Source organism: Rhodoferax sp., assembly GCF_010365055.1.
Classification (GTDB): domain Bacteria; phylum Pseudomonadota; class Gammaproteobacteria; order Burkholderiales; family Burkholderiaceae_C; genus Rhodoferax.
Genome location: NZ_JAAFHA010000087.1, coordinates 1 through 15,641, shown reverse-complemented (window position 1 = coordinate 15,641; position 15,641 = coordinate 1). Strand labels below are relative to the sequence as shown.

General features: G+C 61.0%; 14 protein-coding genes and 1 pseudogene. All 15 read left to right on the top strand.

Annotated features, from left to right (window positions below):
• Positions 1–105: 105 nt before the first annotated feature.
• Positions 106–1,149 (top strand): annotated as a pseudogene (locus tag GZ093_RS16375) (AAA family ATPase); the annotation flags it as partial.
• The gene (locus GZ093_RS16370; protein ID WP_296487903.1) at positions 1,146–2,972 is read left to right on the top strand and encodes a type II and III secretion system protein; all 1,827 of its coding nucleotides are present in this window, start codon (positions 1,146–1,148) and stop codon (positions 2,970–2,972) included. The pseudogene GZ093_RS16375 and the gene GZ093_RS16370, both read left to right, overlap by 4 nt.
• A 2-nt stretch (positions 2,973–2,974) precedes the next feature.
• Positions 2,975–4,468: a tetratricopeptide repeat protein gene (locus GZ093_RS16365; RefSeq protein ID WP_296487900.1), complete on the top strand. Its 1,494-nt coding sequence runs from the start codon at positions 2,975–2,977 to the stop codon at positions 4,466–4,468.
• A complete protein-coding gene (locus tag GZ093_RS16360) occupies positions 4,465–6,195 on the top strand; it encodes a GspE/PulE family protein (protein ID WP_296487898.1) in 1,731 nt (576 codons plus the stop codon). Before GZ093_RS16365 ends, GZ093_RS16360 begins: the two co-directional genes overlap by 4 nt.
• Positions 6,195–7,394 (top strand): type II secretion system F family protein, encoded by a 1,200-nt coding sequence (locus GZ093_RS16355; RefSeq protein ID WP_296487895.1) that lies wholly within the window; start codon positions 6,195–6,197, stop codon positions 7,392–7,394. The genes GZ093_RS16360 and GZ093_RS16355 overlap by 1 nt, the downstream gene beginning before the upstream one ends.
• Positions 7,395–7,401: 7 nt before the next feature.
• Positions 7,402–8,874, top strand: coding sequence for a hypothetical protein (locus GZ093_RS16350; protein WP_296487892.1), 1,473 nt, complete (start codon positions 7,402–7,404; stop codon positions 8,872–8,874).
• On the top strand, positions 8,871–9,521 hold the full coding sequence (locus tag GZ093_RS16345) for a hypothetical protein (protein ID WP_296487889.1): 651 nt from the start codon (positions 8,871–8,873) through the stop codon (positions 9,519–9,521). Before GZ093_RS16350 ends, GZ093_RS16345 begins: the two co-directional genes overlap by 4 nt.
• A 45-nt stretch (positions 9,522–9,566) precedes the next feature.
• Positions 9,567–10,088: a hypothetical protein gene (locus tag GZ093_RS16340; RefSeq protein ID WP_296487886.1), complete on the top strand. Its 522-nt coding sequence runs from the start codon at positions 9,567–9,569 to the stop codon at positions 10,086–10,088.
• A gap of 6 nt (positions 10,089–10,094) precedes the next feature.
• Entirely contained in the window at positions 10,095–10,337 is a 243-nt protein-coding gene (locus GZ093_RS16335) for a hypothetical protein (RefSeq protein ID WP_296487883.1), read from the top strand.
• Positions 10,327–10,965, top strand: a complete 639-nt coding sequence (locus tag GZ093_RS16330; RefSeq protein ID WP_296487881.1) for a response regulator — start codon at positions 10,327–10,329, stop codon at positions 10,963–10,965. The genes GZ093_RS16335 and GZ093_RS16330 overlap by 11 nt, the downstream gene beginning before the upstream one ends.
• Positions 10,943–12,079: a hypothetical protein gene (locus tag GZ093_RS16325; protein ID WP_296487878.1), complete on the top strand. Its 1,137-nt coding sequence runs from the start codon at positions 10,943–10,945 to the stop codon at positions 12,077–12,079. Before GZ093_RS16330 ends, GZ093_RS16325 begins: the two co-directional genes overlap by 23 nt.
• 101 nt (positions 12,080–12,180) lie before the next feature.
• Positions 12,181–12,864 carry a prepilin-type N-terminal cleavage/methylation domain-containing protein gene (locus tag GZ093_RS16320; protein ID WP_296487875.1) on the top strand — a complete coding sequence of 228 codons (684 nt, stop codon included), beginning with the start codon at positions 12,181–12,183 and terminating at the stop codon, positions 12,862–12,864.
• Between the two features lie 194 nt (positions 12,865–13,058).
• Positions 13,059–14,135 carry a prepilin-type N-terminal cleavage/methylation domain-containing protein gene (locus tag GZ093_RS16315; RefSeq protein ID WP_296487872.1) on the top strand — a complete coding sequence of 359 codons (1,077 nt, stop codon included), beginning with the start codon at positions 13,059–13,061 and terminating at the stop codon, positions 14,133–14,135.
• A 32-nt stretch (positions 14,136–14,167) separates the two neighbouring features.
• Positions 14,168–14,809, top strand: a complete 642-nt coding sequence (locus GZ093_RS16310) for a prepilin-type N-terminal cleavage/methylation domain-containing protein (RefSeq protein ID WP_296487870.1) — start codon at positions 14,168–14,170, stop codon at positions 14,807–14,809.
• Positions 14,810–14,831: 22 nt separating this feature from the next.
• On the top strand, positions 14,832–15,464 hold the full coding sequence (locus GZ093_RS16305) for a prepilin-type N-terminal cleavage/methylation domain-containing protein (RefSeq protein WP_296487867.1): 633 nt from the start codon (positions 14,832–14,834) through the stop codon (positions 15,462–15,464).
• The last annotated feature ends 177 nt before the right edge of the window (positions 15,465–15,641 follow it).

Here is a 15,641-nt window from a genome sequence, read left to right as displayed (position 1 = left end):
GGAATCCAAAAAAAGACCGGTTATAAGCGGTCTTCATTGGGAGAATCCTTCGAAACTGGAGCGTTTCTACAGTCAAACGGGTAGGAACTTCAGGCTAGCGGGCAACGGGTCTTGCTGGTGATCGATGAAGCCCATGCCATGCCGATTGAGTCCTTGGAGGAGGTGCGTCTGCTCTCCAACCTGGAGACCGGCCAACACAAGCTGGTCAACATCATGCTGTTTGGCCAACCCGAACTCGATGCCCTCTTGACCGAGCCCCGCTTGCGCCAAGTGCGCGACCGGGTGATTCACCGCTTTGAGCTGCAACCGCTGCTGGCCGACGAGGCCAGTGCCTACATTGATCATCGTCTGCGAGCGGCCGGCTGGCGTGGCGCTCGGCTGTTTTCAGCGGCGGCGTTAACACGACTGGTCAAGGCATCCGACGGGCGCGCGCGTCGAATCAATTTGCTAGCCGACAAGGCCCTGCTGGCTGCCTACGCGCAAGGGGCGGACAGCGTTGAGGCACAACATGTCGACAGCGCGGTACGTGAGCTGCCCCTTGGCCGATTGCCGTCGACCACAATGCTTGGCTCTCGTTGGCGCCTAGCCGGCTGGAGCTTTGCGTTGGCAACAGTCATGAGCGTTGGCGCCATTGGTCTATTGGGTTGGTTCCGCAGTGCGCCGACAACTGTTGCCACGGTGGCCGCAGTTCGACCCAATCCGGCAATCGTGGCGGCGCCTTCGGCCGTCGCTGCAGTGTCACCCCGGCCGCTGCTAGCTGCCGCTGCGGCGCCGTTGGTGCGGAAACCTCTTGCACCGATTGCGCCGCCGGCCGCAGCGTCGGACATGAGCCTGGATGCAATCCTGGCGCGCACCCAAACCTGGCTGCAACATACCGATTTGGGCGGCTACACCATCCAACTGGCGGCCTTGGAATCAGGCACCAGCCCGGACCGCAACTTGAGCCTGGCGGTAACCCAGCTGGACCCGGCACAAGTCTTTGCACGTCACAGTGTCTACCGAGGAAGAACCTATTTGTCGGTATATTCAGGTCGTTTTGAGTCATTCCGGGCGGCTGCGCTGGCCATGGATGAGCTACCTGCCGTTTTCAAGAGCAACCGACCCATGGTGAGATCCTGGGCCAGAATCAAGCAAGAACAGACACCGTGACATTTCCATCATTACGCTCTTTGGTATCCAACCAACACACCCGCTTGTCATTCAGGCTGCTTCTGACCAGTTGGGTTGGGGCCTTGGCCGCCTGTGCAGTGACCCCGTCGCCACCGCCTTCGGCACAGCACCTGACGCCCGCGCCCCAGGTGACAGGTCGCGCGCCTGATTTCGCGGTGGCGCCGCCGCTTCCCCGGCCACCGCGCCCCAGTGTGCGCCAGGAGCTGTACAGCGTGGTCATGAGCAACGTGAACGTGCAGGACCTGTTATTCGCCTTGGCGCGCGATGCCAAGCTGAACGTTGACATACATCCCAGCATCACGGGCACCGTCACCATGAACGTGCGCGACCAGACCCTCACCGAAATCCTCGATCGGGTGGCGCGTCAGGTCGATCTGCGTTATGAGATGGAGGGCAAGAATCTGTCGATTCAACCGGACTCCCCCTACCTCAAACATTACCGGGTGGACTACCCCAACATCCAGCGCGATGCCAAAACCAGCATCAGCACCTCAACCAATGTTGCCTCTACCGGTGGTGGGGCCGGGGGCGGCGGTGGAGGCGGCAGCAATGCGTCGACCTCATCGATTGAGAACACTTCAAACAACCGCTTCTGGAGCACGCTCTACGGCAACCTGGTCGACCTGCTGCGGGAAACCGACAAAGTGATACCGGATGGCGCCAGTGCCGCCGCGCCTCTGCCAGCGATCAGCCAGCCCAGCGCGGCCACCGGTGCCGCCGTCCAACGCGCAGGCGTCGTCGCTACACCAATAGCAGCAGGGCCGCGCAGCACCTTTCGCGAAGCTGCCTCCGTCATCGCCAACCCGGAAACCGGCAACATCAGCGTGCGCGCCACCCAGAACCAGCATGCCAAGGTGCGTGAGTTTCTGGACCGGGTGCTCAGCTCAGCGCGCCGTCAGGTGCTGATTGAAGCGACCGTGGTCGAGGTCGATCTCTCCAACCGCTATCAGCAAGGCATCGACTGGTCGCTGCTACAAACGGGGGGCGCCAACGCCGGCTCCGGCATCACGGTGCGACCCACTGGCGGTAGTGGCGGCTTGCAGACCGGCGGTCTGGTCAGTTCCATTGCATCGCTGAGCTTCAAACAGTTTCGGCTTTGGGACGGTGATACCGATCTGTCTGCCATGCTGAGTCTGTTGGAGTCCTTTGGCACCTTGCGCGTTTTGTCAAGCCCGAAAGTGTCGGTGCTGAACAACCAAAGCAGCGTACTCAAGGTGGTGGACAACAAGGTCTATTTCTCGATCACGGTCACGCCGGGCACCCCGGCCACGCTGCAGACGGCAGCCACGCCTGCAACCTACAGCACGACCATCAACACGGTGCCGATTGGTTTCCTGATGACGGTGGTGCCACAAATCAGTGAAGCGAACGAAGTCACGCTCAACCTGCGCCCCACTATCAGCCGCATCACGGGGTATGCCACTGACCCGAACCCGGTGCTTGCAGAGAACAACCTGGTCAACCGCATTCCCGAGGTTCAGACGCGTGAGATGGAGTCGGTGCTGCGGGTGCAGTCAGGTGACATTGCCATCCTGGGTGGCTTGATGCAAGACAGCCGCAACAACAATTCCGATGAGGTACCCGGCCTGAATCGGGTTTCAATTCTGGGCGATCTGTTCAAGTACCGCAATGACAGCAGCACCAAGTCGGAGCTGGTCATCTTCCTGCGGCCAACGGTGCTGAAAGACGCCAGCTTGGACGCGGACCTCAAGGATTTTCGCGCGCTGTTGCCTGCATCCATTGATGCGGTGCGCATCAATGAGGGTCCGAACAGGGTCATGTTGCCGTCGGTGCGTAACTGACCATGAGCTTGCTTCTTGACGCCTTGAACCGCGCCAGCCAGGACAAGGCGGCTGCGGCAGCAGCCGTGGCCTCGGCGTCGACTCCAAGCAACATGGCATTAGATGTGCCCGATCCCGCCCCCAAACCTGCCCCTGTTGCACTCACCCATGCCACACCGCCCGAAGCGGCGCCGGGCAACGAATGGCCTACGTTGGGGCTGGCGCTGGCACCTACTGGCGCCATGCCCGCCATGGCGCCAGTTGTCCCGCTACGCGTAGGCGGGATGACGAAAGCGATCGACCCGGGCATGAGATTGGTGGCCAAGCCCGAGCCGCTGGCCCCAGCACCAGAGCCACGACCCTCACCTCAGCCACCGAAGTCGCCAGAGCGTCGAAGCGAGCCGCCGATGGCGTTGGCGCCTCCATCAAAATCTCAGCCGCTTCCAGCCCCTTCTGATAACAGGCCTGCGCCGAACAATGCGACGCGCGTCGCACAAAGCATTGTGAGAGCCAAAGCACCGAGCCCAAAGGCAGCAGTCCCCAAGCGCTTGATCGCTCTGGTGAGCGTCGCGGTCCTGCTTGCCGCCGGACTGGGCAGCGTCTTGCTGGGCTGGTGGGGCGACCCGATGGTCTGGATCCAGAGCACAGCAGTCAATGGCCCGATTGCGCCACCAATTGCCATGGCGACGGTGATCGCGCCAGCAAGCGCCGTTGAGACAGCGCCACCACCCCCTGTGGCACCTCAGGCGACCACCATTGCGGTGGGGCGCATCGAGACACAGGTACGATCCCGACCACAGATACCTCACAGGTCGCCAGATGCAGTCAGACCAAGCACACCGCCAAGCGCCGCCGTGGTGGCCGCGCCCGGTCAGAGTGTTCAGCCAATGCTGCAAAGTCGAAGCACTGGGCCGTCGTCGCTCGAATCGGGCTATGCGGCCTTGACCCAGGGCCGCCTGCAAGAGGCCAAGCAAGCTTATGCCCAGGCCCTGGCCGGCAACCCGGAGGAACGCGATGCCCTGCTGGGCGTCGCCTACATCGCCCAGCAGCAGGGTCACACAGAAGAAGCGCGATCCTATTACAAGCGGGTGTTGCGGCAGGAACCAGGTAACGCAGTCGCACGGGCCGGCTTGTTGACTTTGAATCCGACGGACGATGTGCAAGCGCTCGGCAGCCAGTCGCGCGACGTGGCCGAACAGAATCCCGACTCCGCCGCGGCGCAATCGGTTCTTGGACATAGCCTGGTACGTCAGGGTCGATTGGCGGACGCCCGACTGGCGTTTCAGCGTGCCCATCTGCTGGAACCGAATGTGGCACTGCATGCCTTTAATCTGGCCGTGGCGCTGGATCGCTTGCGCAATTACGCGGCAGCCCGTCACTATTACGAACTGGCCTTGGCACTGTCAGCCCAATCTGGTGGTGAGCGCAGCAATGGGGTGCAGCATGTCGTCGTGCAACAACGACTGGTTCAATTGCAAGCTGCAGCCGTGGCCGGCCCGGTCGAGTCGCGCCCATGAACAGTGCCAAAAACACGATGCCAAACACCCAAAGCAAACCTCCAGTTCGGCTAGGCGACAAGCTCGTCGAGTTGGGGCTGATCACCCAGGATCAACTTCGCATTGCCCTGCAGGAGCAAAAGAGCACCGGCAAGCAGCTGGGTGAAGCCTTGCTGGTACTGGGGTTCGTCACTGAGGACGACATGCGCAGCGCGCTGGCGGACAAACTGGGTGAGCAGGCCATCAGCCTCAAGGGCATTGTGGCCGATCCCAGTGCGCTGGCCTTGATTCCCAAGACAATGGCCAAACGCCATGCGCTTTTCCCGGTCAGCCTGGATCTGCGCGACAACGAACTGATCATCGCCAGCGCCAACCCGAACGACATTGTGGCTGGCGACCAGATCAATGCGCTACTCGCCGGGGGGCCGCAACCGCGCTGGCGCCTGGCCAGCAGCGCCGAGGTGCTGAGCGCCATTGAGCAGTTTTACGGCCATGAACTGTCGATTGATGGCATCCTGCAGGAGTTGGAGACCGGCACCATCGACATGGCCAGCCTGATCCAGGAATCCGAAGGCTACAGCCACCCGGTGGTGCGCCTGATTGACGCGCTGCTGGCAGACGCCACATTGCGCGGTGCCTCTGACGTGCACTTTGAGCCTGAAACGCAGTTCCTGCGCATTCGCTACCGCATTGACGGTGTCTTGCGCCAGGTGCGCGTGCTGCACATGCGCTACTGGTCGGCCATGGTGGTGCGCCTGAAGGTGATGGCGGGCATGAACATTGCCGAGACGCGGGCACCGCAAGATGGCCGCATTTCACTGTCAATTTCAGGCCGGCCAGTTGATTTTCGTTCGGCCGTGCAACCCACCATTCATGGCGAAAACTTTGTTTTGCGGATTCTGGACCGCAAGCGCGGCATTGTGGCCATCACTGGCCTGGGCTTGTCGGAGCCACAACTCAATTTGCTGCAATTGATGCTGTCCCGGCCCGAGGGTATTCTGCTGGTCACCGGCCCCACGGGCTCTGGCAAGACCACCACGCTGTATTCCGTGCTAAGCCACCTCAACAGTGAGGGCGTCAACATCATGACGCTGGAGGATCCGGTCGAGTACCCGATGGCGGTCATTCGCCAGACCTCCCTGTCGGATGCAGTCAAGATGGATTTCGCCGAAGGAATACGTTCCATGATGCGGCAGGACCCGGATATCATCTTGGTGGGTGAGGTGCGCGACAAAGACACCGCCGAGATGGCCTTTCGGGCTGCCATGACCGGTCACCAAGTGTTTACCACGTTGCACACCAACTCAGCGATTCGCTCCATTCCGCGCTTGATTGATTTGGGCATTCAGCCCGAAGTGTTGGCTGGCAACGTCATCGGCATCATTGCGCAGCGGCTCATTCGGACTTTGTGCACAGCCTGCAAAACACACCACACGCCCAGCCCGATCGAGCGGCAACTGCTCAAGCTCGCGCCTGGCGAGTCCGCCAGCGTCTACAAGGCGGTCGGTTGCCCGGCCTGTGAGCACCAGGGCTACAAGGGCCGCCTGTCCATCATGGAGTTGCTCAAATTTGATGCCGACCTGGATGAATTGGTCACCCAACGCGCAAGCCTCAAGTCCATGGGCGATCACCTGCGCCAGCGTGGCTTTGTTTCCATGGCGGAAGATGGCATGCGCCGGGTGCGCGAAGGCTTCACCACGGTTGAGGAAGTGGGCCGCGTGGTGGACCTCACAGAGCTGATCGGCTGATGGCGCTCTACCAATACCGCGCCACCAGCGCCGAAGGGCAGATCAACAAGGGCCAGATTGAAGCCCTGCACGAGCTTGATCTGGAAGCCCAACTCAAACGCATTGACCTGCTGCTGGTGTCGGCCAAAGCCTTGAAGTCGCGCCAGCGCATCGTCAAGCACATGCCGCGGCGCGAGGTGATTGATTTCTTTTTTCAGGTCGAAATGCTGGTGCGTGCGGGCGTTCCCTTGCTCACAGCACTGGGCGATATGCGCGACGAAGCGGAGTCACCGGCGAGCCGCGACCTGTCCAGCGGTTTGTTTGAGAAGATTGAGGCCGGCGCCACCTTTGGTGAAGCCGTCGCAGCCTACCCCGGCGTTTTTTCGCCAACCAACATCAGCCTGATCCGATCGGGTGAAGTCACCGGACAACTGCCGGATGTGCTCAAGGAAATTGTGCGCTCACTCAAATGGCAGGATGAAATGGCCTCCACCACCAAGAAGCTCCTGATGTACCCGAGCTTCGTGCTGGTGGTGATCGGCGGCGTCGTTTTCTTCCTGATGATTTATCTGGTGCCCCAGTTGGTGGGTTTTCTGAACAACATGGGACAGGCGATACCGCTGCAAACCCGCCTGCTCATCGGTTTGTCCAGTTTCTTCGTGAATTATTGGTGGTTGATTCTGTCGGTCCCGCCGGGTCTGGTCATGCTGACTTTGTCCTTGTCGGCGGCGTTTCCCGCGGTGCGCTACCGACTGCACCAAATGCAATTGAGCATTCCGTATGTTGGTCCGGTGCTCAAGAAAATGATTCTGGCGCGCTTTGCCGACACCTTTGCGCTGATGTACCGCACCGGCATTCCGTTGATAGAAGGCCTGGTCTATTGCCAGGAAATATCCAGCAACGTGGTCATTCAGCAAGCCATTCGGCGTGCCCGTGAGCGGGTCATCAACGGCGCATCCCTGTCAGAAAGTTTTGCCGCTGAGATGCTGTTTCCGTCACTCGTCATTCGCATGCTCAAAGTCGGCGAATCCACCGGCGCGCTGGACTCGGCACTGAGCAACATCAGCTATTTTTACACCCGTGACATTGACGAATCCGTTGGCAAGGTGCAGGCCATGATTGAGCCCGCGCTGACGGTGCTGATGGGGCTGATTCTGGGCTGGATCATGCTGGCCGTTCTGGGTCCGATCTACGACACCATCGCCAAGATGAAAACCTGAGCCCGCCATGAAGACCGTGCTCCATCTTGCCACGTCGGGCCCGCAACTCTGGCGCAAAAGCCGCGACGGCTGGCAGGCCTACGACGGCCCAGCGAAAGGGCCCGTCTGGGTGGTGACGGATCTGGCCGAAGAGAGCTTTGCTGAAATCCTGATCCCTCGCATCTTCGGGCGCGACCGCCAAGGCTTCATTGCCCGGCAACTGGTCAGCCGATTCCCCGACACGCCTTTTCGCACCACGCTGCCCACCCCGACCAACGGGACATTGATGGACCGCATTGCACCGCCGCGTCTGACGCTGCTGGGGGTGGATGCAGCGCAAAAGGTCAACCAGGCGCTGGATGCGCTGTCAGCTCCGATTGCCGGCGTCTGGGCCATGTCGATGCTGCTGTCCCTCATCGGCGTCAAGAAAGGGCTGCCGAGCGAGCTGTTTATGGTGTTGCCAACGGCGCAAGCCTTGCGCATCGTCTTTATCAAGAACCGGGTTCCAGTGTTGAGCCGTCTGATTCCCGGCATCACCCAGGCCTCGGAGCAGGTAACGGAAATTGTGCGTACGCTGCGGCATCTTGAAAACACCCGCGTGCTCGAGCGATCCGGGCGCAAGCACGCGGTGCTGATGCTCGGCGACACGCAAGACTTGGCCGCCTTGCTGGCAGCACACCAGTTGCAGCTGTTGGATCCGCCTTCGCCTTGGGCGAACACCGCACCGGCGGACTGGCGCTTTGCACTGTTTGACCTGGTACTGAGCTCCCCAGCGGGTCAGTTGGCGTCCTTGTCACGTCGCGCCAGCTTTGTCGCGGCCCGTCTCCGCCAGCCGGCATATGCCCTGGCAGCGGTCAGCCTGGGCCTGGCACTGTGGGCGTCGGTCGGCAACTTGCGCGAGATCGTGGCCAGCCATTCCACTCGCATCCAGATTGACGGGCGTACCCAACAATTAACAGAACAACTAAATGAAGTCGAACAAAAGATGGCGGGCTTTGGCGTCGCGCCCGACTTGGTTCGCCAGGCGGCCGCGCTGGACCGGGAAGAATTGACCACTGCGCCCTCGCTGGCAGCCCACATGCAACAACTCGGGCAGGTCGTTGGTCAGCACCCAGAGATGCGCGTCGGGCAATTCGAGTGGCGCATTCTGCAACCAGGGCAAGCGGCGTGTACCCGTGGTGCGCCCGCCCCTGCGGCCAATTCCGAAACGCCCGTGACGGAGGCCGCCGCGCCCAAGCGCCAGGTCGAAATCAGTTTTGGCATCACCCTGCCCCAAGACCAACCCGCCAGAGCCCGTGCACAGTCAGTGGCGAGCCTGTCCACCCTGCTGGCCAAGCTCCACGGCGTGAGCCTCATCCAGGACCCCGCCAAGACAATGGCGCAGGCAACGCTGAGCGGCGGTGGGGCACGCCCAGAAGCCGAACAAGCCCTGTCATGGTGCCTGAGCCTGCCGGGTCAGCCCGCCGACCCCGACGCATCCCCGGCGACCACCCGACCATGAAAGACCAACTCCACATCCTCTCGTTGGCGCGGCGCTGCCTGATGGTGCTGGCCGCTGCGCTGCTGATCGCGCTGGCCCTGTATTTGGGCTCCAGTTATTTCAAGGACCGGGGACGGTCCCAATTGACGCAAGCGCAGCAGACCGAGGGTGCCAACCAAGCCGGTCTGGCTGAAAAGCAGTCCGATCTGGCCAATATGCAGGCTGAAATCAGCCGCTTCAACCGCTTGCGGCAACAAGGCATGGTGGGCACGCCCGATCGGGAAGGCTGGGTTGAGCAATTGCTGTCCAGTCGTCAGCGCACCGGCCTGCCCGACACGCTGGTCTACTCCCTGGAAGCCTCCAGACCGCTGGCGCTGCAAGTTGGCGTGGCAGCCGGCAATCAACCCGCGCCGGCATTGACCGACGCGGGCAGCGGCAGCCAGGCTGGCCCGGTATTTCACGATCTCAACATCGGCATGACCGGCATTCATGAAGAAGAGCTGCTGGCCCTGCTGCGCGATTATCGGGCGCAGGTCAAAGGACACTTTCGAGTGAACGCCTGCTTGCTGTCGGATCGCACCGAGACCGGTTTGGCGGCGCATTGCACGCTGCGCTTCTTCAGCCTGCCAGATACCGCCCCGAACCCCGCCCCGGCAAGTCCACAGTGAACAATTCTTGCTTACCAAGCCCACCACCGTGACTAGACTTGAACCATGAATGCACCCGAGAAAACCGACGGCAATCGTGATTTGGCGCAATCACCGCATTTGGCCTCTTGGCGGCTTGTGACGCGCTGTTCGGGGCTGGCTGTACTCGGCACCATGTTGGCGTTGCCGGCCCTGGCCAGCGACATACCGATCCAATCCGGTGAGCGTTTGGGCACGCTGCTCTATTCCGCTGCTGAACGCAGCGCTATCACGCGGACCCGGCTGGGGCAGGCAGATGCGACGCCCGTTGCCAACCTGATGACAGTCAATGGCGTGGTCAAACGCCATGGAGGCAATAGCACTGTCTGGATCAACGGCCAAGCCGTCAATGAAGGCCAGTCTCTGCCGCCCACCACCCGCACGGCCATCTCGTTCACCGGTGCGACTCTGGACGGCCAGCGCGTGCAGGTTGGTGAAACGCTGGACCGCAGCACGCAGGCGCGCACCGACATCGTGAGCCCCGGCGCAGTGACCACCAAGAGCCCCAAAGCAACAACTCGGCGCGACCCCGATCGTTTAAGCCAGTAAATTTCCATGGGCGACACCAACTTCGATCAACTGCGCACGCGCTATCGGGCGCGCACCACGCGTCGAAGGCTGACGATCATCATCGGTCTCTTGCTCTTGCTGGCGGGCTATGCTTTGTTGGCGGTCAGCCCGGACACGCCGTCAGAGTGGGTATTGCTGCGGGTCGCTGCCGGGTTTGGCTTGTTGTTTGTCGGTTTTGGCGTCGCCGTTTTGCCAATCTTGACCAGGATCACCGGTGGTGACGACTGACCCGACCCAATCAGCGGCCAACTCGGAGCGCGCTGTCTTGCTGGTCGAAGACGATCTGGCGCTCAGTGGTTACCTGGCGTCGGCGCTGCGGGACGCGGGCTATTGCGTGCAAGCAGCCCATGACCGCGCGCAAGCGCTCAAGATACTGGCCGTGCCGCAGCCGCCCGCGCTGATGCTGCTGGATCTGGGTTTGCCTCCGCATCCCGGCACCATGACCGAAGGTCTGGCGCTGCTCGATGCTGCCCTGCGTATGGCACCCAGCAGCAAGATCATTGTTCTGACCGGCCAGGATGAAGACGCTGCCGCGCTGGAGGCGGTACGCCGTGGTGCTTTTGATTTCTTGGTGAAGCCCGCCACCATGGCAACCGTCTTTGCCGCCTTGCGCCGGGCCGAGTTGTTTGTGCGCCAGGAGAGCCGTTTGACCCAGGTCGGTGAAGCGCGGCTGCAGCTCACCGCCCGGCTGGGTGAAGGCCCCAAAGAAGCCGCCGCCACCGTCGAAGAGCAGTTGTTGCGCCGGGTGCTGGCCGCCACCGGCTATAACGTCGCCGAGACTGGGCGCCGACTGGGTCTGGCGCGCGAGCACGTGTATTACTACCTGAACAAATATGGCATCCGCCGTCCTGACTAGCCTGTCCCTGGCCTTGGTGGTGACCGGGCTGGTCCTGCTGATCACCGGGGCAACGCTGTCGCGGCGCGCCCGGCGCAATCGCCGCAACATGCAAGCGCTGCTACAACTGGGCAGACAGAACCTGGAGCCACTGCAGCTTCCCGCTGCTGCCTGGCCGGTGCTGCATGAAGCGGGCTGGCAACACCTGAGCCTGACTGGGGACTGGTTTGGGCACGCGGTGCATACCGAGCTAGGCATTCCCGCGCCAGTGCCCGCGGCCACCCTGGCGGCCACCAACCTGGAACACACGAACTGGCTGCACAACCAGATCGACAGCGGCGATGATGTTCATCTGGCACTCCGCCTGAGCCACCGCGCCGACCGTGGCGGCGAGCGCTTGTTTGCCGAGCAACTGGCACGGGTCTTTGTGCTGCTGCTGGAAACCGGCTTGCGCATGCGCACGGAAGCGCTGTCAGTGGCACTGGCCGAGCGCGCCCGCCTGTCGCTCTACCTGCAGCACGACATGCGCAACCTGGCGCAATGGGTGGGTTGGGTCTGTGCCGACTTCGCAGCCTGCTCCGACCCGCAGGCCTTGCTGGCAACCGCCCGTCGCTTGCAAGAGAACGCACCTCTGGCGCAGGAACGGGCGCATCGCCTGATCGTCGCCTTGGGCAAGAAACCCGAGACTGACAGTGCGCGTGAGATTGATCTGCGCCAGGCCATCACCAAGGCGGCGCAACTGGCAGGCCTTGAGGTCAACCTGTTGGGCCAGGCACACGCCTGGATTGCGCGCGGCCTGATGGCGCGCGTGCTGGACAACCTGTTCTCCAACTTGGCGCCCAATTGGCGTGACCCGCAGGCAGACAAACCGACGCTGCACCTACGAAACATGGCTGCCACGGCTGCGACATCGGCCATGGCAGAAGTCGAGTTCTTCAGCCCCTGGCCTCCTGCCGTTGAGCAAGTAGCACCCGAAAAACTATTTGAACCCTTTGCCAGCGGCCGCCCGGGTGGCTTGGGGCTGGGGTTGTACCAGGCCCGCAAGAGCTTGCGTGAAGCCGGTGGCGAGCTGCGCGCCGAGCCCAGGGAAGAGGGTTTGAGCTTTCTGCTGCTGATACCGAGCAAGACACCGTAAAGTTTTCAGACTCCTGACTTGGCAGATTCCCTCTATATTCGCTCCACGGATGCCGCCCTTGTCGTGAGGTCGGCCTACTGATTCAAACACAAGGAAATTTAATGAAACATCGCAATTTTGCCCGTCAATCGGGCTTCACCCTGGTCGAAATCGCCATTGTGCTCGTCATCATCGGTTTGCTGCTGGGCGGCGTGCTCAAGGGGCAGGAGATGATTGAGAATGCAAAGGTCAAGAACGGCGTCAATGACATGAATGGCATCTCTGCAGCCTACCAGTCCTACATTGACCGCTTTCACAGACTGCCTGGCGATGACGGCCCTATCAACACGCTGACGGCCCGCGGCGGATCATGGACCAACGTAACCCTCGGCGGGAATAATAATGGCGCGATCGCTATCACCGCAGGCCAAGTCTTCGCTACAGGCGGCGAAAGCGTCCCTTTCTGGCAAGCCCTCAAAGCGGCCGGTTTCATTTCTGGTAACTCGGCTGATATTGGGGTAGCTGCCATACCTCGAAATGCCTTTAACGGACTAACCGGTGTCGGCACCGGCGTGACGCCAACAGTCGGAACCGCTAGGTTGTCTGTCTGTCTGTCACAGGTACCGGGCAAGGCCGCACGCGCCATCGACACTCAGCTTGACGATGGCATCACAAACAGCGGTAACGTCCTCGCCACGTTGGGCGTTACCGGTGCAAATACGGCGCCCGGCATAGCCGTTGTGCCTGTTGCACCTGCTACGGGGTATAGCGACGATCTTCAATACACGGTTTGCCGGACCCTGTAATTTTTGTGACTGCCCGAACCGTGACACGGACCGGTTGACGAGTAGATCGTCACAGTCAGACCCGCTTCGGCGGGTTTTTTGTGGGTAGAGTGAGGCTACTCCCCCGCCATCAAGAATTAGAGCAAAATTGCTCGGACCTCTGTTGCAACGCCCACAAGCGGCTATTTTTTGGAAGCAATGGTTAGCAGTGATCCATGAACAAATGTCAATCACCCTATCAATCCAACCGTGACGCCCGGCGTGGTGCGCTTGGCTTTACCCTGGTTGAAATGGCCGTGGTGATCACCCTGATTGCCATCGCCATGACCCTGGGCTTGCGCCTGCTGCAAGCCACGCAAGAAAGCGCGGCCTGGAGTGAGACCCGGCTCAAGCAAGAACGCATCAAGGTCGCACTAGTTTCTTTTTTGCGTACCAATGGTCGACTGCCCTGCCCCAACTCGGTGGCGCCATGGGACGGTGCCGAAGATACGCCTTGTTTGGTCAACGCCGGTCGTGGCATCGTGCCGTGGCAGGCCGTGGGACTGTCCGTCGGGGATGCCCAAGACGGCTGGGGCAATTTTTTCACCTACCGCGTTGCCAACAGAACCCCCATCACCAGCAGCAACTGGACGCTCACGGCGGGAGCCACCGCTTTCACAATTTCTGAGCTGACAGCGCCACTGACCACCTTCACCCTGCAGGAGCGCGATGCCGTTGGTGTGTTGGGGGCCGCCGTTGTCCCCAGCCCGGTCACGATGCTTATTTCCCACGGCAAGAACGGATCAGGTGCGCGAACGCTGCGCGGCACCCTGATCGCAGCGCCCACCGGTGCCGACGAATTGGCCAATGCCGGCGTGGCCTCAACCGCGTTTGTCAGTCGCGCGCCCACCGATGTCGCGGCCGCTGCGGGGGGTATTTTCGATGATGTCGTGGCCAGCATGAATCCACGCGATTTGCTGCAGCCACTGGTGGATGACAAAACCCTCAAAGGCAGCAGCGCGGCGTATTACCGCGAGCAAGCGATGCAACAGGTGGCCTTGACCAGTTGCATACCGCCACAGGTTGCCCCGAGCTTGCTCGCCATCCAGCCCAACATAGGCAATGGCACCATTGTTTATGCGTGCCCGGCAGGTGGGGCCTATTTCTGCCGGACCCCAACGCCCGTGTCCAACGCCAGCACCCTGGCGGCGCAACAGCTTTATCAGTTATCCCTGTTCGGCGCTGCGCCAGCAGATGTCACCTATGGCCAATTGCTGGCCGCCTTTGCTGGCATTTCCACTCGTTGCCCCTAAGATGCGGGCTAGTCCCTTAAGAGAAAAGACCCATGAAATTGAATCGACATCGGCAACACGGCTTTACCTTGGCCGAAATGGCCATTGTGGTGGTACTGGGTGGTATTTTGTTGGCGGCCGGCCTGATGGCGGGGCGCGGACAGATCAGCCGGGCTCAGGCGCAGGACGTCATTCAGATCGCCAGCGATCTGCAGACAGCCTCCCTGAGCTTCAAACAACGTTACGGTTATTTGCCGGGGGACTGGATCTATGCAGCCAACCAGCTACCCGGCATCACAGTTGGCGGTACCGGGGGGGCACAGGGTGACGGTCTCATAGCGGGTGGCATCAGTGCCGCTGGCTTGGTCACAGCCGTCAATGAGGTTGGGGTGGTCCCGGTTCAGCTCTACGCAGCAGGGTTGATAGGCAAGCTTGGCACCAACCCACAAATGCGCTTGCAGTCCCAGTTTGGTGCGGTGCACGTCGCTGCGGCCACGGCCGCCAACACCAGTGCCGCTTATGTGGCGGCTAATCCCGCCGTCAGAAACGTCATCATTTTTTTCAGTCTGCCTTGTGAAGTGGTGCTTGACGTGGATCGGGCTCTTGATGACGGCGTTGACACCACTGGGCGCGCGATGGGCATCGTCGCTTGTACGGCGGGTGGCAGCTTGACGCGTTATTTTGTTCCGCTTTAACGCACAGAGACAGCTAGTTCGAATGCGCCAACCTGTCTGCAAGGCCATGCGCCGCAAACCATCGCGCCACCTTGGCTTTTCTCTGATCGAGATATCCATCGTCCTGATCATCATTGGGCTGATCATGGCCGGCGTCTTGAACGCGCGCTCTGTGATCCGCAACGCACAGACCAAGGACGTCATCAAGGGTGTTAGTGACATAGCCACGGCAAGCCAGCAATTTCACGACCGTTATGGTGCATGGCCAGGGGACCTAACAACCGCCCTTGCTTCTATTCCCGGCCTTGCAGCCACTTGTATTGGCAATGGCAACGGGGTGATAGACACCGGTGCCGAGTCTGCCTGCGCCAGTGAAGAGTTGATACGGGCTTCGATGCTGCACGGTGACGCAGCAACCCCCATCACATTGCATGGGTCGGTCATCCTGACCCTGACCAATCGAGCATTTTCAGCCAGCCTGCCGGGCTTGGCGACACTGCCTGCCAACTGGGTGAATGTTGTTCGCATTCAGAACATTGACTGCGATGTGGCACTGCAACTTGACCGCGCCACTGACGACGGTAACGCGGCCAGCGGAAACTTCCGAACGGGCACCGCCTGTGTGGGTCAGGATGAGAACATTGCCGTGGTCAATGCCGTACTAAGACTAAATTGACAGCGTCATCATCGCCAGTGCGAACACTGATCCGGTTCAGCCCTCAATTCACTATCATTGTAGTAGCTACCTAAGCATACAGAACGAATACGAAGGGACTTCCCGCTTCCCGGTAACGGCATCAAGTGCCAAGATTGGGTTTGGAAGTCAATCTGCAACCTTTAGAAGGAGAAGTCC

Excerpts from the sequence above, each read along its gene's own strand:
- GZ093_RS16315 (WP_296487872.1), top strand. The coding sequence starts at position 13,059 with ATGAACAAATGTCAATCACCCTATCAATCCAACCGTGACGCCCGGCGT.
- GZ093_RS16305 (WP_296487867.1), top strand. The coding sequence starts at position 14,832 with ATGCGCCAACCTGTCTGCAAGGCCATGCGCCGCAAACCATCGCGCCAC.
- GZ093_RS16320 (WP_296487875.1), top strand. The coding sequence starts at position 12,181 with ATGAAACATCGCAATTTTGCCCGTCAATCGGGCTTCACCCTGGTCGAA.
- GZ093_RS16360 (WP_296487898.1), top strand. The coding sequence starts at position 4,465 with ATGAACAGTGCCAAAAACACGATGCCAAACACCCAAAGCAAACCTCCA.
- GZ093_RS16345 (WP_296487889.1), top strand. The coding sequence starts at position 8,871 with ATGAAAGACCAACTCCACATCCTCTCGTTGGCGCGGCGCTGCCTGATG.
- GZ093_RS16310 (WP_296487870.1), top strand. The coding sequence starts at position 14,168 with ATGAAATTGAATCGACATCGGCAACACGGCTTTACCTTGGCCGAAATG.
- GZ093_RS16350 (WP_296487892.1), top strand. The coding sequence starts at position 7,402 with ATGAAGACCGTGCTCCATCTTGCCACGTCGGGCCCGCAACTCTGGCGC.
- GZ093_RS16335 (WP_296487883.1), top strand. The coding sequence starts at position 10,095 with ATGGGCGACACCAACTTCGATCAACTGCGCACGCGCTATCGGGCGCGC.
- GZ093_RS16355 (WP_296487895.1), top strand. The coding sequence starts at position 6,195 with ATGGCGCTCTACCAATACCGCGCCACCAGCGCCGAAGGGCAGATCAAC.
- GZ093_RS16340 (WP_296487886.1), top strand. The coding sequence starts at position 9,567 with ATGAATGCACCCGAGAAAACCGACGGCAATCGTGATTTGGCGCAATCA.
- GZ093_RS16325 (WP_296487878.1), top strand. The coding sequence starts at position 10,943 with ATGGCATCCGCCGTCCTGACTAGCCTGTCCCTGGCCTTGGTGGTGACC.
- GZ093_RS16365 (WP_296487900.1), top strand. The coding sequence starts at position 2,975 with ATGAGCTTGCTTCTTGACGCCTTGAACCGCGCCAGCCAGGACAAGGCG.